This is a genomic window from Sporosarcina ureae (assembly GCF_002109325.1).
Taxonomy (GTDB): domain Bacteria; phylum Bacillota; class Bacilli; order Bacillales_A; family Planococcaceae; genus Sporosarcina; species Sporosarcina ureae_C.
In genome coordinates this window covers 1,447,362-1,472,459 of record NZ_CP015348.1, presented here as the reverse complement: position 1 = coordinate 1,472,459, position 25,098 = coordinate 1,447,362, and the positions used below count along the sequence as shown (strand labels likewise).

Genomic DNA, 25,098 nt, shown 5'->3' with positions numbered 1-25,098 from the left:
TGAGTAAATACATGAAACTCCCCATTTAAAGTAGTAATAGTGCTCGATTTTGTAGATAAAAGAGCCTTTGGATTAATACTATCATCTTATTACGTTGTTGTATTTGTTTTAGTCAGAGTAGGCGTTAGTGTTTATCATGGAGAAATAAAAAATCCGTTCAGCTGATTAAACTGGACGGATTGACAATACGAATATATAAATTATAGATGATAGTTAATAGAGCCTTTTACCGTACTTTTTGTTTTCTCATCCACTGCGTAGCTACAAATTTCTCTCCGACTTCTATTGGTGCACCACCGTGTAATGTTAGGTCATTCATCAGCGGATCGTTGTAAAAATACTCAAAGTAGACAGCCATTCCTTTTTTAGGTGTGATGGACAGTTTGAGGTGAGGGAAGTACGTTTCGCCGCCTTGTTCGACATCGTTCAAGTACATGACGAGTGTGCTAATCCGGTTATTCGTAACGTTGCTTGTTGCTGAGAAGAAGTCGTGATGCGCTTTATATTCTTGTCCAGGTAGGTAGTGAAGAACTTGGAGACTTTCGCCGTGTTCGATGGAGATATTCATAATTGTTTCAATCCGTTTTTCTATCCGTAGGACGATCAAGTTATCAGGTTCTTCAATAAACATACCGCTACTTGTTCTAATTTCATTTTCTGCATGAATTATGCCGATTTTAGAACGTTTCATTTTATCTGTAGAAAGCTGAATCAGTTCGTCGCATTCTTCGTCGCTTAACATATTGCCGAGTACAACGACTAGTGGTTCATCGACTTTCGCTATTATATCAATCACACGATCTGTTATGATTTTCTTTCCTGTATGAGTAAATATCGTTTGTTCTTTATTTTCTGCTATCAACTTTGAACACCTCTTTAATCGTTTGATTTTATAAATCAAATACCGTGTAACGTGATGAGCGTACAGCTAATAACGAACTTCTTTTGAGTTTTACACATCCTCTTTGGAATTGCATTTAATATATTTTAGCACGCTGCATTGGTTGACGTATATTCGAAATGTAATGAAATAGGTAGTGATATATAACTGTTTTTCACATTTTATTATTTCTATCTGATATACCTGTACACTATGGGAAAGTATGAATTGATAGCAGTTCAATATACTTGTCAGACTTATTCGTAAAAGTACTTCGTCTGAAGGATGGTAAGGAGACGGTACTGCATTTGCCGAATGAACAGTGGAATTATCATGTAGTTGAATCGATTGACGATGACCATATACTGCTTGCTTGCGCAAGATCTATTTATCATGATGAAACCCATGTTGATCAAAATGGACGCGTCTATGATTGGGACGGGAACTTGATTCGTTCATTCTGTTTAGGCGATGGAATCGACCATATATATACGACGAAAGATAATCAGATATGGACAGGTTATTTTGATGAAGGCGTTTATGGTAATTATGGTTGGAAGAAACCAATTGGTAATTCAGGGCTAGTGGGCTGGGATCATGAGGGAAATATTATAGATGACGGGAATGATAGAAAGCTTACAGGAGAATGTTTGGCGCTGAATGTGGCAGCGAATGATGAAATTTGGTATTTCATTGGCATGGATGCACAAATTGGTTTAATGAATGAAAGTGGCGAGTTCCAATTCTCTACTGACGCACTTGGATTTCAAACATTTGCGATCAATGGCGATGCAATGGTCGTGCATCGAAAGTACTTTGATCATCATCACTTTTTTGAATTGATTAGAAAAGCTGATTCCTACGAAATAGTTCAAGAGCTCGACTTCCGTAAACCTGATGGAAATCCATTGCAGCCACAATTAACTTCCAATCGTGCGGATCGGCTATTATTTTTAGATGGCAGCGAACTTTATTATTACTCTATATTCGATGTCTTTAGCCACTACAAACTATCCTTGTAGATTCATACGGGTCGCGAGTTTAAAAAGATAACGGGATGAAAAATACCTGTAGGGAAAGGCATGACAATTAAAACAGTCACGACAAATGAACCTACAGGTACTTTCAGCAAAGAACTTATTTAAACACAGTCGCTGCCTGTACAGCTTTTTGCCAGCCGCTGTACAGCTTTTCGCGTTCAGATTCCTCCATATTAGGTTGGAACGGTCGATCTATTGCCCATTGTGCGGCAATTTCTGAACGGTCTTTCCAGAAACCTACAGCAAGTCCAGCCAAGTATGCGGCACCGAGCGCTGTTGTTTCATTAATCGTCGGTCGTTCAACCGATACATTTAGTAAATCGGATTGGAACTGCATCAAGAAGTTGTTCTCGACTGCTCCGCCATCTACCCGTAACGTTTTTAGAGAGATACCTGAATCCGATTCCATTGCATCAACGACGTCTTTCGTTTGGTATGCAAGGGATTCTAGCGTAGCCCGTACAAAATGCTCTTTCGTCGTTCCGCGTGTTAAACCGAATACGGCACCACGCACATCACTATCCCAGTAGGGGGTACCAAGACCAACAAATGCCGGTACGACATAGACGCCATCTGTAGAAGAGACCCGTTTTGCGTATTGCTCACTTTCGGAAGAGTTTCGGAACATGCGTAAACCATCGCGCAACCACTGAATTGCTGAACCTGCGACGAAGATACTTCCTTCTAGCGCATACTCTACCTTGCCATCAATTCCCCAAGCGATGGTTGTTAACAGCCCATTATCGGATTTAACCGCTTTTTCGCCCGTGTTCATTAGCATAAAGCAACCTGTTCCATATGTGTTTTTCACCATACCCGATTCAAAACAAGCTTGACCGAATAATGCAGCTTGTTGATCTCCTGCAATACCCGCGATAGGAACTGCGTGACCGAAAAATTGCTCGGGATCTGCATGTGTATAGACTTCAGATGAAGGACACACTTTAGGCAACATCGATGCCGGCACACCCAAGATAGACAATAGTTCTTCATCCCATTGTAGTTCATGTATATTGTACATAAGCGTTCTAGAAGCGTTCGAGTAATCTGTTACATGTGCCGCACCACCTGATAACTTCCAAATAATCCACGTATCAATCGTACCGAACAACAAGTCTCCGTTTTCAGCTTTTTCACGTGCGCCTTCTACATTATCCAAAATCCACTTGACTTTAGTGCCCGAAAAGTATGCATCGATAAGCAATCCGGTCTTATCTCTGAACAAATTGTTGTAACCGCTTTCTTTAAGGTTGTCGCAAATGTCTGCAGTTTGACGCGATTGCCAAACGATCGCATTATAAATCGGATTTCCTGTATGCTTATCCCAAACAACTGTTGTTTCGCGTTGATTTGTAATACCGATCCCTTCGATTTGTTCAGCGGATATATTTTTCTCAGACAATACGCCTGCAATTACGGATAAAACAGAGCTCCAAATTTCGTCTGCATTGTGTTCAACCCATCCAGACTTAGGGAAGTATTGAGTGAACTCCTGTTGCGCTGAGTGAAAAATTCTACCTTTTTTATCAAATAAAATTGCCCTTGAGCTAGTTGTGCCTTGATCAAGTGCCATAATATATTTTTTTGTCATAATATATTCCTCCAGTATAGGTGAGTGAATTAGTCAATCGTTGCTTTTGTTGACTGTGTTTGTATTGCTGATTGTACAGTTACTTTGCGTATGGAGAACTGGGCAGCAAGAAGAATCGCCAGGATAATTGCTCCAATTAGCCAAAACGTAACACTGTTTTCTCCTACGAAAAACTGCTTGTAGAATAATGCTCCGAATGTACCGCCGATAATCGGACCCACTACTGGAATCCATGCATACTTCCATCCTGATGGTCCTTTGCCTGCAATGGGAAGAAAAGCATGTGCAATTCTTGGGCCGAGATCGCGTGCAGGATTAATCGCATAGCCAGTTGTGCCACCAAGTGATAAACCAATGGCGATGATTAAAGCCCCAACAATTAACGGATTAAGTCCTTCAGTAAACTCATTGGCGCCAATTGATAATAAGCCAAGTACTAAAATGAATGTCCCGATTATTTCGCTCGTGACATTTGATAGGGGATTGTAAATGGCAGGTGTAGTAGCGAATACATCCCGTTTTGCCGTCGGATCCTCTGTTTCTTTCCAATGGGGTAAGTAGTGGAAGTAGACCAATACCGCTCCAAGGATGGCCCCAATCATTTGTGCCAACAGATACATGGGAACGTCCGCCCAAGGGAAGTTTCCAATAGTCGCAAAACCAATCGTGACTGCTGGATTTAAATGTGCACCGCTTGCTTGACCTACTGCGTATACGCCAAGTGTAACCGCAAGTCCCCAACCGACAGTGACAACAATCCATCCTCCACTCATTGCTTTAGACTTGTTCAACGCTACGCCACCTACTACGCCACCACCAAATAAAATTAAAATCATAGTGCCGATCAATTCGCCTGTAAAAGCTGTCATCTACATCTCCTCCTACCTAGTGTTAGTTTGGTAGTTGAGCGTTTACGACGCAAAAAAGTCCACAATTAACCCCTTGCTCTACGCAAGAACTTAATTGTGGACTCCTAAACTCAACCACTTATATTAACTTGTTTCCAAGTATAGAGTGGTTGGTATCATCTGTCAACAAAAACACAGAAAGTTCTCTTATCACGTAAAGGACTCCCATAATTGATTATCTGATGTAGTTACCGCTACGGCTCCTGCTGCGAGTGCATCCTCAATATGTTGTTTCGTACGAATAAGTCCACCATTAATGATTGGTATACCTGTGCGCTCATAGACTTCTTCGATAAGTTCAGGGATGACACCTGGAAGCATCTCGATGAAATCGGGAGCTGTTTGATCAATAAGAGAGTAGCTTTTCTCCAACGCAATAGTATCGAGTAAAAACATACGCTGGATCGCAAGAATGTTTTTGGATTTTGCTTTCATGATCATATTCGATCGTGTAGATATAATGCCTGCAGGTCGAATATCATTACATAAAAAATCAGCTGCATAATTATCTGTTTTGAGACCTTGTATCAAGTCCGCGTGAATTATGAGTTTCTTACAACGTTTTTCCGCTTCTTGCTTAACAGTTTTTAAATTACTTATATGCACTTCAAGTAAAACGATATACTCGAACGGACTCTCCAGTAGTTTTTCAAATTGTTTTAGTGTACGTGCTGCTGGCAATACTTTTTGGTTATGAAAGGACATATAAAGGAACCTCCATCTATGGATATACATTTATACTATCGTATTTACACAACGGATGTAGCTTTTTGTAACTCGTCTTCCAACTCTAACGCATAGCGTTTCTGTTCATCGGCAGTCCAGTTCAAGATCTGTCCCATTTTGACGAGTACGTCTTGTTTTGCATCTTGGACATTTTTAATATTGAAGAACAAGTCACCCGTACGACGAATAAAGAAATCAGTCGGTTTTACAGTCATCTCCTGTTCGATCGCATAACGTAATTTCACATAGAGAATGCGCGGCATTGATTCGGATGCATCATAAGGGATGGTTAAGACTTGATCGACATTAGACCCGTAAAGTGCAGCTAAGTGGCGGCTTTCACGCTCTGTGAATCCCAGCAACATCCCACGGCCGATCGCTTGGTTGAAGAATCGAGGATATTGAGCTGAACCACCAACATCACCGCCCGAGATCGGCATGTTTTTTGTATTGGATTGTTTGAATTGCAATCCCTTTTCTTGCTGCAGAAGACTAGAAATCTTGTTTACGACCGTTTCCGCCATTTTACGATACCCTGTTAATTTACCACCAGCAATCGTGATCAGACCACGTTCGGATTCCCAGATTTCGTCCTTACGTGAAATCTCGGAAGGTTTTTTCCCGTCTTCGTGAATTAAAGGACGAACGCCTGCCCAGCTGGACTCGACATCTTTTTCAGATACAGTTACATCAGGGAACATGTAGTGGATAGCATTTAAAATATACGTACGGTCTTCTTCGGTGATTTGCATTTCCTTTGGATCACCTTCATAGAATGTATCTGTTGTGCCGACATAGGCTTTCCCGTCACGTGGCACAGCAAAGATCATACGTTTATCGGGCGTGTCAAAATAGATTGCTTGATGCAAGGGGAATACACTTTGGTCGAATACTAGGTGAATTCCTTTGGACAAGATCAAGTTCTTTCCGTTTGAGTGACCATCAATTTCTTTCACTTCATCGACCCAAGGACCTGCAGCATTGATCACTTTTGTCGCTTGAATAGTCAACAGTTCGTCTTTGATCATGTCCCGTACTTGGACGCCTGAGATCTGATTTTGCTCATTGTAGATAAAACCTTCCGCTTTCGCGTAATTCAATAGGGTGGCACCTTTTTTTGCTGCGGATTTTGCCACTTCAATGGTCAATCGCGCATCATCCGTGCGGTATTCCACATAGTAGCCGCTTCCTTGAAGTCCTTCTCTTTTTATAAGTGGTGCTCGTTTAATAGTTTCTTTGAGATTGAGCATTTTTCTACGTTCACTGCGCTTTACCCCAGCTAGGAAGTCATATACTTTTAATCCAAGTGCTGTAGATGCAGGACCAAATGTGCCGCCTTTGTGAAACGGCAATAGCATCCACTCTGGTGTAGTGACATGCGGACCGTTCTCATAGACGACGGCGCGCTCCTTCCCCAACTCGGCAACTTCTTTAATTTCAAATTGCTTCAAATAACGCAAGCCGCCATGCACTAGTTTTGTTGAACGGCTTGATGTCCCAGATGCGAAATCCTGCATCTCGATCAATGCAGTTTTCATACCGCGTGACGCTGCATCCAGTGCGATTCCTGCACCGGTAATACCACCGCCTATAATTAAAACATCAAAATTCTCAGTGCTCAACGTATTCATAATTTCATTTCGGTTCATTGATGAAAAGTTTGTCAATTCTATCGTCTCCTTTTTATAGTGGGTCAAGGGACAAAAAAAGACCTCAAGAAAGTGATTGCATTTGCACAATCACTTCTTGAGGTCTTCTCAGTAACTCAAACCCGGACTATTAACTTGTTTTCTATAATACCATAGACTATGTAGAATTCAAATTATAGAACTCGTAATACGTCCAGCTGCTTAGATACATCACTCAGACCTAAGACGGATATACAATTCAATCATTTGGATGAATCAATTTTTGTGCATTTCGCTTAAGATAGAATAAAGGAGTGTTACTATGCAGAAAATACTGATAATAGTATTAGGTGCTGTATTGTTGGGAGCGGCAGGCATCTGGACGTATGATCGGCTCACGAAAGAAAAAGTGTCAGGCGCATTATCCATAAAAAAAGATGATGCCAAGTCACTAGACGTAGATATTGATTTCGGTGCGGGTAGTTTCTTAATTGAAGGTGGCGCGAAGGAATGGGTGGACGGTAACATCGATACCAATATAAAAAAATGGTATCCATCCGTTACCTACAAGAATAAAAAAGACATCGGCTACGTAAAGATTCAACAGAAGGGAACAGGTTTATCAATTTTGCGAAAGCAACGTAATAATTGGAAACTTCAGCTGACTAATGAAATACCTGTGCGTCTAGATGTCGAAATGGGTGTATCAGATTCAGAACTGGATCTAGCAGGAATTCGGCTAAGCCACTTATCGGTCGATGCGGGAGTTGGCGATACAATTATTAACTTGGATGATGATTGGCAGGAAAGCTTCGATGTAGAACTTGATCTTGGGGTAGGAGGTGCAACTATTTATTTGCCGAAAGACATCGGCGTTGAATTAGTTGTAGACAAAGGGGTTGGTAGTATAGAAGCGAAGGACTTTATATCCAAGGGGAAAGGTATTTATGTGAACGAAGTGTATGGTCGATCCGATACCACGATTCATGTAGAAGTTGATGTAGGCGTAGGCGGCGTTAAATTCCTACTTGGAAACTAAATATATAAATCTATACTCCCCGGCAACTATGCAACTGCCGGGGAGTATTTTGTCATTCCTTAGGGAACACTACTATTTGCTTATACAAAAATCATTGGTTCGTTATATATTTAAAGTAGCTTTTACATCTATTAAAAGGCTATTTTAAATAATTTGTCGAATAACTTAAATAAGATCTTATTTCTCGATATGCAATAGAGTATCTACTACTCTATGAGTAGACAATATATTTGCGCAGAAAAAAGGGGGGATGAATAGTGAAAGATCAAATGAGATATCTTCGTCTTGCGAATATAACAAAGTTAATAAATACAAAGCTAGAGTTAAGAGAAGTACTGAATCACGTCGTCACCGCAATATCAGAAGAGATTGTCCAATGTGACTCGGTCGGAATTTATTTGCCACAACCAGATGGGTCATTCAGGGGGTTCGTAGGAAAACCTGAAGTAATCAACGGCATGACACTTGATATGCATGTAATTGATACAGACTTCGATTTACTGGCGAAAGAAGTAATTGAAACTAAAAGAGCAATATATATATCCGATACATCTAAAGATCATCGACCTGATCCAAGGGCCGTCCAAGGTTTTAAGATAAAGTCCCTTCTAGTTTTACCTATTACCGGCGAGACGGAACTATTTGGACTAGTTTTCTTGTTCGACTATGGAATACCGATGAATTTAACGGAGCTGGAGATTCAAACCGTTCAGTCCTATGTCAATATGGCCGCTGTTGCTATTCAAAATGCCAAGTTGCTGATGAACAAAGAAGAACTGATTCAGGAAAAGCAGTTGCTGTTGGATATAACAAGGGAATTGTCCCTTTGTTCTACGATGCAAGAAGCCTTGGATACAAGTTTTCTGTATATCGAAAAAGTCCTTGGAAACAATAACATTGGCGTGCACTTGATCGATCCGTTAGTGCATAAAAAGATTAAACCTGCAACGATTAATCGGAATAGCAATTGGTCTCCAGAAGAGTGGGTTAAATCTCATGACGAGATCGAGTTTGACGAGGAAAATGATAAAGTATTCCAAGAAGTGATTGCTTCTAGAAAAGCGGAACTCATTCCTGATGTTTTTGCAGATGATCGGGTAAATCACACGGTATGCCGATACTTTGGTATTCAATCGATGTTTGTTCTGCCAATTGTTTCAATGGGGAAAGTGTTGGGGTTAATAGTAATTGCAGACCTCCAACAAAAAAATCCGAATTACTCTCTGGCGAGTCAGCAACTGACGCAATCCATAGTTGATACAACTGCTTCCACTTTATTGAACTTATTGAATATGGAAAAACAGGAACTGGTCATAGAACAGCGAACTGCAGAGATTACAGAAAAGAATACTAAACTTGAAACAACGATGAAAGAATTACAAAGGCTCAGTCGAGAGAAAGAACTGATTCTACACTCGGCAGGCGAAGGAATATTCGGATTAGATTTAGATGGAGTCATTACGTTTTGTAATCCTGCTGCCGCGATTATGCTTGGTTACAAGGGCAAGAATGAACTAATAGGTAAACCTGTCAGTATTATCTACAATGAAAACTTTACAAATAATGAGGATGTCACATTTTTTAGACAAGATCAATCCAGTTTCCCTGTAGAATACGTTAGATCTTCCATTAAAGAAGGAAATAGGGTCGTTGGTGATGTCGTCACGTTTAAAGATATCTCCGAAAGGAAGAAGATGGAGAAAGAAATTAGATATCATGCGTATTATGATAGCTTGACCAATTTGCCTAATCGGGTGCTGTTAAAAGATCGAATGGATCAGGGTTTGAGATATTCACAAATGCATGGAGAAAAAGCAGCGGTACTATTTATGGATTTGGATCGTTTTAAATCAGTAAATGACTTATTAGGTCATAGCTACGGAGATATTTTATTGTCACATGCAGCACGACGTATTAGTGCATGCTTACCTGAAGGGGCTACCGCTTCTCGTCAAGGTGGAGATGAATTTATTATCTATTTGCCCATTATTGAATCAGAGGCAGAAGTGGAAGAAGTGGTCGAAAAGATTGTTGATCAATTCAATAAGCCTTTCAATCTTAAAGGACATGAAATGCATATCCACAGCAGTATAGGGATCAGCTTATTTCCGAAAGACGGGCAGACATCGGAGTTATTAATAAAAAATGCCGATATCGCAATGTATCAGTCTAAAACAGTATCCGGCAATAGTTATCATTTTTATAAAGTGGCGATGGATATTAAAACGTTTGAAAATGTGAAGTTTGAAAATGCTTTATATAAAGCGCTTGATCGTGGAGAACTGGAAATCTATTTTCAACCTCAAATTGATTACAGCACACGTACTATAATTGGAGCTGAAGCATTATTGAGATGGAATCATATGACAGAAGGTTTAATCTCCCCGGATAAGTTTATCGCGCTGGCGGAAGTGACAGGACTGATCGTTCCTATAGGAGAATGGGTTATTAGAAGTGCATGTAACCAAATCAAGAAATGGCAAGATAAAGGATATCCACCAATTGTAGTATCCGTAAATTTATCCGCCCGCCAGTTTGAGGAAAATAATTTATTCCAAACAGTAAAAAGTATTTTAGATGAAGTAGGCGTATCGCCGGAACTTTTATGTCTCGAAATTACAGAGAACCAAATCATTAAAAATACAGAAATGACTATACAGACTATGAAAGAGTTACAGGAAATAGGCATCAAGATGTCTATTGATGATTTTGGTACAGGCTATTCCTCTTTAGGTTATTTAAAGAATTTACCGATTAATGCTTTGAAAATAGATAAGTCGTTTATAAGGGATTTGAAAAGCAATGACGACAATTTTGCCATCGTGAATACAATTATCACGCTTGCAAAAAATCTAGGACTGGATCTAGTTGCTGAAGGTGTCGAGACATTGGAACAAGCTGAATTTTTAGCTTCAAGAGAATGTTATATCATGCAAGGTTATTACTTTAATGTGCCGCTGAAAGTGAATGAGTTTGAAAGCACATATCTGGCTACTAAAGGAGAGTATTTATGAAAGCTGTTCGAGCAGTACTAGATTATTTAGTGGCTGGCGGAATACAACATGTTTTCGGTATTCCAGCAGGTTCTGTCAATGCGTTTTTCGATGAGTTGTATGAGATACCTGAACTGTCGCCGATTGTGACGAAGCATGAAGGCGCAGCATCTTATATGGCAGTCGCTTATGCGAAATACACATCTACTATGGGGGTATGTATTGGATGCAGTGGGCCTGGTGGTACCAATCTTCTTACGGGTGCCGCAAATGCTATGCGTGAACATGTCCCTGTCTTATTTTTAACGGGTGCAGTTCCTGTCGACACTGTCGGTTTAAATGCTTCTCAGGAATTGGATGCAGAACCGCTCTTCACATCTGTGACGAAATATAGTGTGACTGTAATAGATTCAAAGGATTTACTAGCCGAAGTGGCTAAGGCTTGTGAAATAGCGATTTCAGGTGTTCCGGGGCCTGTACATATTGCTATGCCAATCGATATCCAAATCAATCAAATTGATACCCCGAAATTTCCGGCTTGGCCAAAAAGAGCACCTATTGTTTCCGATCAGCATACGATAAAATCTGTTGCAAAAGAACTTGTCTCTAAACAAGATGGATATATTTTTGTTGGGCAAGGCATCAGAAAATCCGTCGAACAATTGCTCGAATTAGCAGATATTCTTGGTTGGTCAATCATTACAACGCCACAAGCAAAAGGCTACATCCCAGATGATCATCCTCTCCTCGCTGGCGTATTCGGATTTGCAGGAAATGACGTCGCTTCTAGCTTGATTAATGGAGAAAGTGGAGAGGCTTTGCTCGTTATAGGATCCAGTTTAGGCGAGACGGCTACGAATAACTGGAATGTCAATCTCACTAAAAATCGATATACTATTCAACTGGATCATGATTCCTCGGTATTTAATCGTAAATATGAAGTGGATATCCCTGTTTTAGGCGACATAGATCTAAGTTTGGCTGCGTTACTGGCTGAATTAAGAATAGAAGATTCGCGAACTCATTCTCCGACATTTGTTAAAGAGGAAAAAAACGTAACAAGTAAAGACGAATACAATACGAAAAACGTATTGCTGCGTCTACAAAATTACGCACCTCGCCATACAAGATACACCGTTGATATCGGTGAATTCATGGCGTACATCATCCATGACATGCTTGTGATGGAGTCTGATACATTTGATATAAATGTACACTTCGGTGCGATGGGCAGTGGCATAGGTTCCGCAATCGGTTCTAAGCTTGCTGAACCCGAACGTCCGGTGATTTGTGTTACGGGAGACGGTTGTTTCTTTATGCACGGAATGGAAATTCTAACCGCGAAAGAACATAAGCTACCGATTTTATTTGTAGTGATGAATAATGCGCGCCTCGGAATGGTCTACCATGGTCATTCGTTGCAATATAAACGTTCGCATCCATCGTTTGAACAACAGCCCGTAAACATAGCAGCAATGTCCGCGGCTATGAACATACCGAGCAAACGGATTGAAGCGATGGAAGATCTGACACAAGAAATGCTAGACGAACTTATGAGCGTTAAAGGACCTTCAGTTCTTGAAATTTCCTTGATCGATAATACAATACCTCCAATGGGAGACCGTGTGAAGTTTCTCTCCTCCTTTGGAAAGTAAAAAATCCGAGGTAGACGCTACCTGAGCATCTACTTCGGGTTATTTGTATTCATCAGATAGTTGGGTACAATGCATGTGTAACTTTTACAATCGCATCTATTGTATCTCCTTTAAAGTCATTGGAAACGGTAGTGCCTGAAGGATTTGAAAAGTAATACGCATCGACTCTTGGATTATAACTGTATCCCATGCCTGCTAAAGATTGCTGTAGTTGAGTGGGTATGCTTTTTAATCCAGTACGCTCCGTAAAGTAGTCTGTACAGTAGATTTTCACGTCTATATCATTTGTGCCAGTATGAATGACAAATAAGTCTTTATTATCTTTCACGAGCCACTGACCTTTTGAATACAAAGAAATTCTGGTTTTCCCCAATTTATCAATTCCAACTAAATTCATACCAAAATAGTGGTTAATCATTGTTCGGACTTCTTTACCTGTCACGCGATAATTATGATGGTCTAAATATAAGTCCAATAGAGCTTGCGAAGAGGGTCCGGAGCAGTTTTCATAAACCTTTAGGGTATGAGCTTCAAAAGAACGCAGCTTTGCAAGTGTTAGAACGGGAGCAAGAGTTAATTGAATATGGAATGCTTGTGTAATTGCTTCATAAATGACCCGACTGGTTATATGATCCTTATAATGATGGATATACATATCCATTACTTCAACTTTAGCTAACTTGCTGATGTAATCCACTACTTCTTTTTCCGAAAAGCAGTCGTTCAATTGATGAGAATTTTTCACTATATCTTGAAGTTCATCGGAATACGTTACTGGGACAACATCCATGCGAAACCTCCTCATAGTAGACATTATTGTATGTATTAAATAATCATACAATAAAATGCGTGCGAAGTACTTAAGTATTTGAATAAGTAGCATCCGGTGTTTGTCAGATCAATCCCGACATAAATTAATACAAATGAGAAAAGAAAGTCATGAAGCAATTAGTTTTGAAGTTATCGACTCTTTTTAATAATGCGGTATGCAAACTACTATACATAAATGGGGCATCTTTTGGGAAAAGAACGGGGATGAAAGAAAAATGGAAGCACAGGCGAGTATGAAAATCTATTTATTGACTATTTCAGGGGCGGTCTGCTGGGGATTAATCGGTCTATTCATAGCACCGCTTTATGATCAAGGTTTCACTGCGTGGGATGTTGTAGCAATTCGCGGGATTTTTAGTTTCATCTTTTTGTTTATCATCATGGTGATGTTTTTTCGTAACCAGTTACACACCCGGTTAAAAGACCATGTTTTTTTCGCGAGCGCAGGGATTTTTAGTCTTGCTTTATTTAATTACTTTTACTTTGAGGTGTTTTCTCGTTCGAGTTTATCGGTAGCTGTAACATTACTATATACAGGACCGTTATTTGTCATGATCTTATCAAGGGTTTTCTTCAAGGAGTTGCTGACTTTACAAAAGGGATTGTCGCTAGTATTCGCAATGATCGGCTGTGCATTCGTAGTTGGACTTTTACCGTATCGGTCGGCAAGTATCCCTGGCAAGACGCTATTCATGGGGATTCTATCCGGCTTTTGCTACGCTTTATATAGTGTACTAACGAAGCCAGTGACAAAACGATATTCCGCACTGACGATTACTACCTACACATTTTTTTATATGGGACTATTCATGTCTTTGACGAGTGATGTGTGGAGCAAGTTCGATAAATTTCAGCATGTTGATGTATGGATTTCGTCCTTATTACTTGCATTGGTTTCTACTGTGGCAGCGTATGTGTTGTATACATCAGGACTGAAGTATTTGGAAGCAGGAAAGGCGTCCATTCTGGCAACGATAGAACCCATTGTCGCAGTTCTCATTGGTGTACTGTTTCTTGGAGATCAGTTGCGACCATTGCAGGTTATGGGAATAGCTCTTGTACTATATTCAGCTATGTTAGTGGTAGGTAGACGAGAGGGAACTAAGATCTTATAAAATGTGCCTGCATCAGAAGTGAATTCCGTTGCAGACACATTTTTAGTTCTTGTCATAGTAAGAAACAGTAGGGATACAGTAGTTTTCATCAAAATCAGTACGCTTAATAAAAAATATTATACTTTAAAATTCTGTATTTCATCCGCAACCACAAATGCCAGGTCATCATTTCCAAACATCTGAAGTACATCGAGCATGGTTTCATTATCAATATGAAGCTCTTCGAATCCATCGTCGTTTTCCATTACTTCTTTTAATGCAGGGTTCTCCCGCTGTTCAGGATAGGCTTTTTGATAAAGAGCTTGTGGATTCAGTTTATGATTCACGCACCATTGGACAAATAGACGAATCATCAAATTTTCATCATCTTTATACTTTTGTATGATTTGTTCCTCTACGTTTTTAAAATCCATCGTACAGACCCCCATACTTGTTTCCTTAAGTATAAACGATAAAGAACCTTTCTAATAATGATTGAATTAATTTCCTAAATTGCAATATTAAGTTAGCCACTTAGATAAAATCCAGTGTATGTATGAAGGGGGCTGTTATCCCTCTATCGATAATCTCTTTTTGAAAATACTAAGCTAACCTAGCTAACTCTTGTTCAAACAAAACGGATGGCTGTCGATAGTTCAAAATCTTCCTGGGCAACTGATTCAATGTCTGATAAATATGTTGAATAGACGCTGTAGAGTAATCAGAAATCGCTTTTCCTTTGGGAATATATCATCTGAGAAGTCCGTTGTGTCGCTCGTTGGACCCTCTTTCATACGGTGCGTATGGACGAGCGAAATAGACGTCCGTGACCCCTTGAAGACTCGTTGTTAGATTAGAAAACTCGCTGCCGTTATCTGACGTAATCGTTTTAAATACTTGAGGAAACAGCTCGCCGAAATCCTGTCGTAATTGGTTCATCGCATAGTCCACTGAATCGTGATCTTGATCGTCTAGTAGAACCGCATAATAGTTTCTCGTTTTACGTTCAACGAGTGTCAGTAACGCGTTGTCATCAGACTTCTGTCCTTCTACCGTATCAATTTCCCAATGACCGAATTCTTGACGGTTATCAATTTCAACGGGACGTTCAGCGATACTCATGCCCAGAATACGACGGTTTCTACGGATGCGTTTCACTTTGGTGTTCCGTCTTAGTTTCATCGGCAAGTCTATGTTTCGAACGCGTAATATGTCTAAATCAATGTAGTTATAAAGGGTTTTCGTGGACACTGTAGGTCGGTCTATCCATTCGTTTTGAAGGCTTATAAATCCAACAACCGCATCTGGCGACCAGTCCTCATCTAGGATCTTCTCACATGCGAAATCGATAAATTCACTCGCGATAAGCCACTTACTTTTCGCCCCGCACTGAAGTCGATTTCGTTCATAGATCGCCTGTCCCGTTTCAGCGAAATAGGCTGTATAGGGCGTGCGTCCAGTTTGAAGTTGAGTCGTGGTTCCACGCTCTAATTCATTGGCAATGGTTTGATGAACGCGTCCTAAGCGTCTGCCAATCTCTCGGTTGGTGTGCCCGTCCTTGTGAAGCGCCTCGATTTGACCGCGCTCAAAAGCTGACAGGTGTTTATTTTTACGGTTTTGTATGGTATTCTCAAGTTGTGTCACTATAAAACTTCCTCTCATTGTTTGTCTCGTAACTTCAATGATACACGAAATTTTATAGTGGCATTTTTTTATTTGAATTTAGATGGCTAACTTGATTGTACAATTGGCCCATTGTTTTTATGTACTAGCGATTCCTAATGCCAGAATATTTTCGTGGGTTTGTAGGGGTTAGAGAAAACAGGGCCCGAACTGTGGCGATAATAAAAGGAGGACAGGCCGTGAGGATTCATTTAGTGGCTAAGGATCATTTGGAAGCAGAAGGAATTCGTTGGCTTGTTGAATCTCAAATGACCGGAATGGAGCTATTCAAATGGGATTCCATCGAAGAGTTTGTGAAAGAGGGTTTGAACGAGTTTCCTGACATGCTGTTATTGGATATGGACACATGGGTGCAACAAGATGATAGTTTCGGGGAGTTGCTTAGAAAAAGTCATGTACGCTGGTTGGGTATTTCATCGGAGCGTATTTTTCAAACCGCTTACCGTGGACTTCGTTACCGAGCGGAGGATGTCTTATTTCGTCCCTTTTCACCAGATGACTTAGTGAAACATATTCAACAAATTCGCTACCAGGTAAGAAGTGAAGGACATCGTTATAGTAATGACCTATATAATGAAGATCAGTCCATGATGATTGACTACTCGGATCTTTTTCTTACGGACAAGATGACAACCCAACCGATTACGATGATTGCCATATCAACACCTGACTTAAATAGCTTGCCGCGTTTATATGATGAGTTGCATCGATTTCCATTCACGACGGAACAACAATTATTTGCGCTGGCGGATTGCGTGTTGTGTGTACAGTGTGAGGGAGAAAAGAAGTTGTTCCATGAAGAGTATCACGCATTTCTAGCTTGGTGGAAAGGTGACAAGGGAGAGTCACTGGCGATTGTCATCAATGACCCACCGGCGTTTCAAACGCTAAAAGAAACGTATGCACAGACAAAGCAATTAAAAGAAAAAGTATTTTTTGATGGTTATGATATCATTTTGTCAAATAGTCAATATACCGACTGGTCTGATCTGGATCCATTCCTGACACCATTGGAGCAAAGGCAATGGATTGAAATGCTTGAAAAACGGGATGCAAAAGAAATACGGAAATGGCTGGAGCAAGAGTTTTTCACGTATGAAGAACCCTATCCCGACCCTGAAATGGTTCGGATCCGCTTGACTAGTGTACTGGCACAAGTACGCCGATATATGAAGTCATATAATATTCAAACGATGGAGTGGGAAGATTGTTATCATGCAGTATTTCAACAGATTATCAAGAAACCTGTTATACACGAGATCGTGCAGGAGTTGCTTGCCTTTATTACTAGGCTTCTTTCACATGGAGATGGCGATGTACAATTTCAAACAGAAGAACGTTCCCTCGTAGAAAGAGTAAAGACGTTGATAGAATCGAATTATTGGAATTCGCAGTGGAATTTGACGGATTGTGCGGATACACTTAGGCTGAATAAAAGTACCCTCAGCCGACGATTCTCCGCTGAGTCCGGACAATTCTTTAGAGATGCACTGCATCAGGTAAGGATTCGCGAAGCCAAACGTTTATTGAAGGAAACGAGTTTGTCGTTGGAAGAAATATCAGGGTTAACAGGCTACTCCAACCAAAGTTATTTCACGATGAAATTTAAAAAACTTGAAGGCAGGACTCCTTCTTCTTTTCAATCGAATGTATGAAAGAACTGTACATAGGTATGGTTCTTTTTTTAGTCAAGATTCGACACGTTGATTGATATACAATGATAAAGTGAAACTCATTATAAAAAATAAGATGACGAAAAATTAAAATGTATATAGATTATAAAATTATCATTATTTAATAAATAGTAAACAGAATCTTTTGTGTATACTAAAAGTATAGAAAAAAGGAGGTTGTTTAATCATGAAAACAATTGCTGACGAAAAGGTAATTCGATATAGAGGGTCTGAGTTAAATACGAAAGGGTGGCTTCAAGAAGCTGCACTTCGAATGTTGATGAATAACTTGGATCCAGAAGTGGCTGAACACCCGGAGAATCTTGTAGTCTACGGTGGTATTGGAAAAGCGGCTCGTAACTGGGAAAGTTTTGACGCGATTGTAAAATCGCTAAAAGAGCTTGAAAACGATGAAACATTACTTGTCCAGTCTGGTAAACCCGTCGCCATATTTAAATCACACGCAGATGCGCCGCGCGTTCTTATAGCAAATTCAAATATTGTTCCTGCATATGCCAATTGGGAAACTTTCCATGAACTCGATAAAAAAGGCCTCATGATGTACGGTCAGATGACTGCCGGAAGTTGGATCTATATCGGTTCACAAGGAATCGTACAAGGAACATATGAAACATTCGTAGAGCTTGGCAAAAAGCATTATAATAGCAATTTGCAAGGAACTATTACTGTGACAGCAGGTCTTGGCGGAATGGGTGGAGCGCAACCGCTTGCAGTGACTATGGCTGGTGGCGTATGTATCGCAATTGAAGTGGATGAGACGCGTATCGACCGTCGAATTGAAACACGCTACACAGATTTGAAAACGGATTCATTAGATGAAGCGATCCGTCTCGCAGAAGAAGCGAAAAAAGATGGCAAAGCATTATCGATTGGGTTATTAGGTAACGCATCTGACATTTTACCGGAAATGATTGAACGCAACTTTATTCCAGATATACTGACTGACCAAACATCAGCACACGACCCGTTGAATGGGTATGTCCCGTCTGGCATGTCTATGATAGATGCTGATTTGCTTCGATCAAGCGATCCGGAAAAATATGTACAACTATCCAAAGCATCTATGGCGAAACATGTGCAAGCAATGCTTGATTTGATGAATAAAGGTTCTATCACATTTGATTATGGAAACAATATTCGTCAAGTGGCAAAAGACGAAGGTGTCGAAAATGCATTTGATTTCCCAGGATTTGTTCCTGCATATATCCGTCCTCAATTTTGCGAAGGTAAAGGCCCATTCCGTTGGGTAGCATTATCGGGAGATCCGGAAGATATTTATAAATTGGATGAAGTAATTTTGAAGGAATTTAGCTATAACGAACATTTATGTAACTGGATTCGCATGGCGAAAGAAAAAATTGAATTCCAAGGATTGCCTGCTCGCATTTGCTGGTTCGGTTACGGTGAACGTGCGCGTTTCGGAAAAATCATTAATGATATGGTAGCAAGTGGTGAGTTAAGCGCTCCAATAGTCATTGGCCGTGATCACTTGGATTCAGGTTCAGTTGCTTCGCCAAACCGTGAAACGGAAGCGATGAAAGACGGATCGGACGTTGTGGCGGATTGGCCTATTTTAAACGCAATGATCAACGCGGTTGGTGGGGCAACGTGGGTATCGCTGCATCACGGCGGTGGAGTCGGAATGGGTTATTCTGTTCACTCGGGAATTGTCATTGTTGCAGATGGAACAGATGAAGCGGCTGCCCGTATTGAGCGTGTGTTAACTACGGATCCTGGTATGGGAATCGTACGTCATGTAGATGCAGGATATGAAATTGCTGAAAAGACAGCATTAGAAAAAGGCGTTAATATCCCAATGCTTAAAAAAGGAAATGATATAAATTGAAAAATATAGTTTGGATTAAATACGCTTCCCAGTTGGCCACGTTGGCCTCGGGGAAGCAAGGTCCACGAGCGAAAAAAGATATGTCGGATCTTGGGATTATCGAAGATGGCAGTCTATGGATTGAAGACGGGATCATTCAAGCTGTAGGAACAACAAAAGAGCTTGAAAGTATGTATGGTGAAAGAGCGCAAGATGCAGTAATTGTAGACGCATCTGGAAAACTGGTGACTCCAGGTTTAGTGGACCCTCATACACATGTGGTGTATGGAGGGAGTCGGGAGCACGAATTTGAAATGCGACTGCAAGGCGCCACTTACATGGACATTATGAATGCTGGCGGCGGTATCCATGCAACGACTCGAATGACAAGAGAAGCTTCGGAGGCAGAGTTAATCGAGCAATCAACACGCCGACTTGACTCGTTCCTTGCTCATGGAGTAACTACCGTAGAAGGAAAAAGTGGTTACGGAATGAATCTAGAAACGGAATTAAAACAACTTCGTGTGATGAAAAAACTTCAAGAAACACATCCGATTGACTTGGTTCCGACATTCATGGGGGCGCACGCTGTTCCTCTTGATTATAAAGGTCGAGAAGATGAGTTCATTGATTATTTAATTGAAACAGTATTACCGATAGTAGTAGAAGAAGAGCTAGCAGTATTCAATGACGTATTCTGTGAAAAAGGTGTATTCACACCGGAGCAATCCGAGAGAATGTTGGAAGCCGGAAAGAAAGTGGGATTAATTCCGAAAATTCACGCAGATGAAATTGAGTCCTATGGCGGTGCAGAACTTGCAGCTAAAGTAGGTGCCATTTCAGCTGAGCACTTGTTGAAAGCATCTGAAGAAGGTATACAAGCAATGGCTAAATCAGGTACAATTGCTTGTCTTCTGCCGGCGACAGCACTCTATTTACGTGAAGAAGCCGCTGCTGGAAGACGTATGATCGACGAAGGAGTGCCTGTGGCCATCTCGACGGACTGTAACCCAGGGTCTTCCCCCACGACATCGATGCCACTCGTGATGAACTTAGCTTGCATCTCTATGCGTTTAACACCGGCAGAGGCTTTGACAGCTGCGACATACAACGCAGCCTGCGCGATTAAGAGCGAGGACAGAGTAGGTTCATTAGAAATAGGTAAGCAAGGTGATGTCGTATTATGGGACGCAAAAAATTATCAAGAACTCCAATATTTATTCGGCGTTAACCACGTCCAGTCGGTTTGGAAAAAAGGCGTTCAGGTCGTTGGTAACGCGTCAAACTAAAGCGATATGAGTAGTAAGTAAAGGATTCGTATAAATTATGTACGCAATATAATAAAATCGGACTACACATTTGACTGAGTGCCTGAGGATTAACTCAGGCACTTGAAAATTTCTCATAGTATTAAAAATGGTGTGAGGATCAAGTGAATAGAACCTATTATTTGTAAGCGCATTCAAGTTCTGTAATATAGATCTTTTATTGCGATGTTACATGAGCAACGGAATTGAAGGGAGAGAAAAAAGATGGTCGTATTAAATGGACAAACGCTTAATTTTACAGAGGTGCATAGCGTACTTTACGATGGAGACAACGTAAAATACTCAGAAGAAAGCATGAAAAAGGTTGAAGAAAGCCGAAAAGCAGTAGAAAGAATCGTAGATGAAGAAAGAATTGTATATGGTATTACAACAGGATTTGGTAAATTCAGTGATGTGCTTATTGATAAAGATCATGTAGAATCCTTGCAGTTAAATTTAATCCGCTCCCATGCATGTGGTGTAGGGGAAGCATTTCCAGAAATCGTTTCACGAGCGATGATTCTTCTTCGTGCCAACGCGTTATTGAAAGGTTTTTCAGGAGTGCGTCCTGTCGTAATTGAGAGATTGCTCGATTTAGTAAATGCGCATATTCATCCCGTCATTCCTCAGCAAGGATCCCTTGGTGCAAGTGGTGACTTGGCTCCGCTATCGCACTTGGCGCTAGTTTTAATCGGAGAAGGAGAAGTGTTTTATAAAGGGGAAAGAACTCCTGCCAAGGAAGCTTTAACGAAAGAGGGAATTACGCCGATTGTATTAACGGCAAAAGAAGGTCTAGCTCTTATTAACGGAACCCAGGCAATGACTGCAATGGGAGTCGTTGCGTATTTGGAAGCTGAAAAATTGGCTTATCAGACAGAACGCATTGCTTCCATGACAATTGAAGGTTTACGCGGAATCATTGATGCGTTTGACGAAGATATCCACCTTGCACGTGGTTATAATGAGCAGGTCGAAGTAGCAGAACGAATTCGGAATATTTTAGTTGACAGTGAGTTAACGACAAAGCAAGGAGAAATACGTGTACAAGATGCGTATTCAATTAGATGTATTCCTCAAGTTCATGGAGCAACGTGGCAGGCAATGAATTATGTAAAAGAAAAATTGCTGATTGAGATGAATGCAGCTACAGATAATCCGCTCATTTTTGATAATGGTGAAAAAGTATTATCCGGTGGCAACTTCCACGGACAGCCAATTGCTTTTGCTATGGATTTCTTGGCGATTGCAATAGCAGAATTGGCAAATATCTCAGAACGCCGAATTGAGCGCTTAGTAAATCCTCAATTAAATGATTTGCCGCCATTTTTAAGCCCGGAGCCAGGGTTACAATCTGGTGCCATGATTATGCAATATGTCGCAGCATCACTTGTTTCTGAAAATAAAACATTTGCTCATCCAGCAAGTGTCGATTCGATTCCTTCATCAGCAAATCAAGAAGATCATGTCAGTATGGGCACAATTGGATCTCGTCATGCATATGAAGTAATTAAAAATACACGTCGTGTGCTAGCAATAGAAGCAATTTGTAGTATGCAAGCAGTGGAGATTCGTGGAAAAGAAAAGATGTCGACGTCCACAAGAGAGTTTTTAGAAAACGGAAGAAGTATCGTGTCATATATTGAAGAAGATCGCGTATTTTCGAAAGATATTGAAGCAATGAGTGAATGGTTGAAAAATAGTGATTTTCATTTCGATGCATACACAAAAAAATAAATAGGATGTAAGATGGTGTTTGTTACAATGGTTGAATCTGTTTTCATGAGTACTAGTGAAATTAAGAGGGAGAGTTTCCCCTCTTCGCCCGTGAATAACTGAATGTTCGAAATTCTATTCTAGTTTAAAAGGAAGAGGTGAATCTATGTTTAGTACGGTAGTGATTTCAGTTATCGTTATGTCTGTGTTGAGTCTTCTGCGGGTTAACGTAATGTTTGCCATTATTATCGCAGCAGGTGTGGCTGGGTTAATGGAAGGTTTGTCATTGACGGAAGCAACAACAATGCTCGTCTCTGGAATGGGTGGACAAGCAAATACCGCATTAAGTTATATTTTGCTCGGAATGTTCGCCGTTATGATTAGTTTTTCAGGAATTACAGGCTTTCTTGTGAAGAGATTGATGAAAGTTTTAAGAGGAAAACGATCAATTTTATTGCTAACCATTGCAGGGGTTGCTTGTTTTTCACAAAACGTGGTTCCTATCCATATAGCATTTATCCCGATTTTAATTCCACCTTTGCTTCATTTATTTGATAAGATGAAGATTGACCGTCGAGGTGTTGCTTGTGCGTTGACATTTGGATTAAAAGCGCCTTACATTATGATTCCGGCTGGGTTTGGATTAATATTCCACGGAATCATTGCAGAAGAAATGAAAGCAAGTGGTATGGAGATCCCTCTTTTATCAGTCACCTATTCCATGCTAATTCCTGGAATTGGGATGATATTAGGCTTACTAGTTGCCGTTTTCATCTCGTACCGCAAGCCAAGAGAGCTTCCACATAGCGACATGGGAGTTATTGTTGCGGAAGAAATACCTGAAGAAATCGAACTGAAATTCAACTTACGTCACGTCCTCACTATTGGAGCAATTATCGGCGCGTTGATTGTACAATTAGCTACAGGTTCACTTGTTTTAGGAGCACTTACCGGTATTGCGTTAATGTATATATTCACAGTCGTTCCCTTTAATGAAGGAGAAAGAGTTGTCAATGAAGGGATTAGCATGATGGGTATGATTGCATTTGTTATGTTGATTGCTTCCGGATATGCAACTATTTTAAAAGAGACAGGTGCAGTCAATGATTTAGTGGAATCAGCTACAGCAATTTTAGGTGATAACAAACTGATTATTGCATCCGTCATGTTATTGATCGGATTATTAATTACAATGGGTATCGGTTCATCATTCGGGACCATTCCAATTATTGCAGCTTTGTTCGTGCCAATCTGTATAGCTGTTGGTTTCTCTCCAATGGCAACGGCTGCCTTAATTGGGACTGCAGGCGCGCTTGGCGATGCAGGATCACCGGCATCTGATAGTACGCTAGGGCCGACAGCAGGGTTGAATGCGGATGGAAAGCATCATCATATTTGGGATACGTGTGTACCAACATTTTTACATTATAATATCCCGCTTCTCATCTTTGGTGTCGTTGCGGCTATGGTACTGTAAAAAAATCATGGAAACATTACGTGATGCGGTGTGTTTTCAACACACCGCATCACGTATTTCGAAGTAATCAGCGAGTGGAAAGGGAGGAGAATTAAAGATGAAACTGGATTTTGTAAAGGCTAGTCCATCAAAAAACACTACCGTTTTTATAACTAACTATGTAGTACCTGCGCATTATGCGAAAATCGCTAGTAGAATTATGGACGATGAACATCTGCATGCAGAACAGGCGGGTTTCTTAGTGCAACCACAAACTGAAGATGCCGTACTGAGGTTGGAAATGTCGGGTGGGGAATTTTGCGGTAATGCCGTGTTAAGTGCTGCTGCCTACTGCTCTTATAAAGGGCTCACCAAAGATCGTACATTTCTGTTAGAGACATCAGGTTCGGATTTTCCGCTTGAGTGCGAAGTCGTTGTAAAGTCACCCACTCATTTTGTCGCCAAAGCTGAAATGCCGCCTCCATTATCAACGACTGAGATAGTGATTGATTTGAATGGTCGGAGTATTACAGGAAATGTCGTAAAATTGGATGGTATCACTCATTTCATAACAGACTATTGGCCAACTGAAGATCAGTTTAATCAATTGATTGAAGCAGTCACCAATAAGATTGAAGATAAAGCAATCGGTATCATTCCATACAAGCAGTTGAAGGAAAGCGAGTATGAAATATGGCCTTTTGTTTATGTGACGGAAACCGGGAGCAGATTTTTTGAACAAGCTTGCGGTTCAGGATCTCTAGCCTTGGGTGTTCATTTGTCAAAGGAAAATCAAAATCAGACCTTGCAAATTCACCAGCCAGGCGGGATCGTACATGTAGAAACAGGCGGTAAAAATTATATTTCTACAGATGTACGTTTTACTTGTGAAGGATTTGTGTATTTGGATATGTAAGCCAATATATTTAAAAGTGCCAACTTCATAATTGAGGTTGGCGCTTTTATATTTCTGGAAATAAGTATAGGTGAAAATCCTTAATTTTGGAGTAGGTGATGCAGCCTTTCATGTACCGA

18 protein-coding genes and 1 pseudogene are annotated in these 25,098 nt (G+C 40.5%); 11 read left to right on the top strand and 8 right to left on the bottom strand.

Annotation, left to right across the window (positions count from 1 at the left end):
- Nucleotides 1–226: 226 nt before the first annotated feature.
- Nucleotides 227–862, bottom strand: coding sequence for a 2OG-Fe(II) oxygenase (locus SporoP32a_RS07305; protein ID WP_085427304.1), 636 nt, complete (start codon nt 860–862; stop codon nt 227–229).
- Nucleotides 863–1,128: 266 nt separating this feature from the next.
- Between SporoP32a_RS07305 and SporoP32a_RS07300 the strand changes: the two genes are divergently transcribed.
- Complete coding sequence (locus SporoP32a_RS07300) at nt 1,129–1,902, top strand: hypothetical protein (RefSeq protein ID WP_157129947.1); 774 nt, start codon at nt 1,129–1,131, stop codon at nt 1,900–1,902.
- A gap of 115 nt (nt 1,903–2,017) precedes the next feature.
- Here SporoP32a_RS07300 and glpK read toward each other — a convergent pair whose 3' ends face one another.
- The 4 genes from glpK to SporoP32a_RS07280 form a co-directional block, all read right to left on the bottom strand.
- A complete protein-coding gene (gene glpK, locus SporoP32a_RS07295) occupies nt 2,018–3,511 on the bottom strand; it encodes a glycerol kinase GlpK (RefSeq protein ID WP_085427302.1) in 1,494 nt (497 codons plus the stop codon).
- 29 nt (nt 3,512–3,540) lie between these two features.
- Complete coding sequence (locus SporoP32a_RS07290) at nt 3,541–4,380, bottom strand: MIP/aquaporin family protein (RefSeq protein ID WP_085427301.1); 840 nt, start codon at nt 4,378–4,380, stop codon at nt 3,541–3,543.
- 189 nt (nt 4,381–4,569) lie between these two features.
- Nucleotides 4,570–5,124: a glycerol-3-phosphate responsive antiterminator gene (locus tag SporoP32a_RS07285; RefSeq protein ID WP_085427300.1), complete on the bottom strand. Its 555-nt coding sequence runs from the start codon at nt 5,122–5,124 to the stop codon at nt 4,570–4,572.
- Between the two features lie 44 nt (nt 5,125–5,168).
- Nucleotides 5,169–6,794, bottom strand: a complete 1,626-nt coding sequence (locus tag SporoP32a_RS07280) for a glycerol-3-phosphate dehydrogenase/oxidase (RefSeq protein ID WP_085429017.1) — start codon at nt 6,792–6,794, stop codon at nt 5,169–5,171.
- 301 nt (nt 6,795–7,095) lie between these two features.
- Between SporoP32a_RS07280 and SporoP32a_RS07275 the strand changes: the two genes are divergently transcribed.
- The 3 genes from SporoP32a_RS07275 to SporoP32a_RS07265 all read left to right on the top strand — a co-directional run bounded on the left by SporoP32a_RS07275 (nt 7,096) and on the right by SporoP32a_RS07265 (nt 12,460).
- Nucleotides 7,096–7,812 carry a toast rack family protein gene (locus tag SporoP32a_RS07275; RefSeq protein WP_085427299.1) on the top strand — a complete coding sequence of 239 codons (717 nt, stop codon included), beginning with the start codon at nt 7,096–7,098 and terminating at the stop codon, nt 7,810–7,812.
- A gap of 254 nt (nt 7,813–8,066) precedes the next feature.
- Complete coding sequence (locus SporoP32a_RS07270; RefSeq protein WP_157129946.1) at nt 8,067–10,826, top strand: bifunctional diguanylate cyclase/phosphodiesterase; 2,760 nt, start codon at nt 8,067–8,069, stop codon at nt 10,824–10,826.
- Nucleotides 10,823–12,460: a thiamine pyrophosphate-binding protein gene (locus SporoP32a_RS07265; RefSeq protein WP_085427298.1), complete on the top strand. Its 1,638-nt coding sequence runs from the start codon at nt 10,823–10,825 to the stop codon at nt 12,458–12,460. The genes SporoP32a_RS07270 and SporoP32a_RS07265 overlap by 4 nt, the downstream gene beginning before the upstream one ends.
- A gap of 52 nt (nt 12,461–12,512) precedes the next feature.
- Here the strand turns inward: SporoP32a_RS07265 and SporoP32a_RS07260 are convergent, their stop codons facing one another.
- Nucleotides 12,513–13,250: a hypothetical protein gene (locus SporoP32a_RS07260; RefSeq protein ID WP_085427297.1), complete on the bottom strand. Its 738-nt coding sequence runs from the start codon at nt 13,248–13,250 to the stop codon at nt 12,513–12,515.
- Between the two features lie 196 nt (nt 13,251–13,446).
- Here SporoP32a_RS07260 and SporoP32a_RS07255 point away from each other — a divergent pair, with 196 nt between their 5' ends.
- Entirely contained in the window at nt 13,447–14,406 is a 960-nt protein-coding gene (locus SporoP32a_RS07255; RefSeq protein WP_232319609.1) for a DMT family transporter, read from the top strand.
- A 116-nt stretch (nt 14,407–14,522) separates the two neighbouring features.
- Here SporoP32a_RS07255 and SporoP32a_RS07250 read toward each other — a convergent pair whose 3' ends face one another.
- Nucleotides 14,523–14,819 (bottom strand): hypothetical protein, encoded by a 297-nt coding sequence (locus SporoP32a_RS07250; protein WP_085427285.1) that lies wholly within the window; start codon nt 14,817–14,819, stop codon nt 14,523–14,525.
- Nucleotides 14,820–14,988: 169 nt separating this feature from the next.
- Nucleotides 14,989–16,032, bottom strand: a pseudogene (locus SporoP32a_RS07245) (IS30 family transposase).
- A 215-nt stretch (nt 16,033–16,247) separates the two neighbouring features.
- Between SporoP32a_RS07245 and SporoP32a_RS07240 the strand changes: the two are divergent.
- The 6 genes from SporoP32a_RS07240 (at nt 16,248) to SporoP32a_RS07215 (ending at nt 24,979) form a co-directional block, all read left to right on the top strand.
- Nucleotides 16,248–17,723, top strand: coding sequence for a helix-turn-helix domain-containing protein (locus SporoP32a_RS07240; protein WP_085427295.1), 1,476 nt, complete (start codon nt 16,248–16,250; stop codon nt 17,721–17,723).
- Between the two features lie 205 nt (nt 17,724–17,928).
- The gene (gene hutU / locus SporoP32a_RS07235; protein WP_085427294.1) at nt 17,929–19,608 is read left to right on the top strand and encodes a urocanate hydratase; all 1,680 of its coding nucleotides are present in this window, start codon (nt 17,929–17,931) and stop codon (nt 19,606–19,608) included.
- Nucleotides 19,605–20,876, top strand: a complete 1,272-nt coding sequence (gene hutI, locus SporoP32a_RS07230) for an imidazolonepropionase (RefSeq protein ID WP_085427293.1) — start codon at nt 19,605–19,607, stop codon at nt 20,874–20,876. Before hutU ends, hutI begins: the two co-directional genes overlap by 4 nt.
- A 243-nt stretch (nt 20,877–21,119) precedes the next feature.
- Nucleotides 21,120–22,628 carry a histidine ammonia-lyase gene (gene hutH / locus SporoP32a_RS07225; RefSeq protein WP_085427292.1) on the top strand — a complete coding sequence of 503 codons (1,509 nt, stop codon included), beginning with the start codon at nt 21,120–21,122 and terminating at the stop codon, nt 22,626–22,628.
- 145 nt (nt 22,629–22,773) lie between these two features.
- On the top strand, nt 22,774–24,084 hold the full coding sequence (locus SporoP32a_RS07220; RefSeq protein ID WP_085427291.1) for a Na+/H+ antiporter family protein: 1,311 nt from the start codon (nt 22,774–22,776) through the stop codon (nt 24,082–24,084).
- A 97-nt stretch (nt 24,085–24,181) separates the two neighbouring features.
- Nucleotides 24,182–24,979, top strand: coding sequence for a histidine racemase CntK family protein (locus SporoP32a_RS07215; RefSeq protein WP_085427290.1), 798 nt, complete (start codon nt 24,182–24,184; stop codon nt 24,977–24,979).
- Nucleotides 24,980–25,098 lie beyond the last annotated feature (119 nt).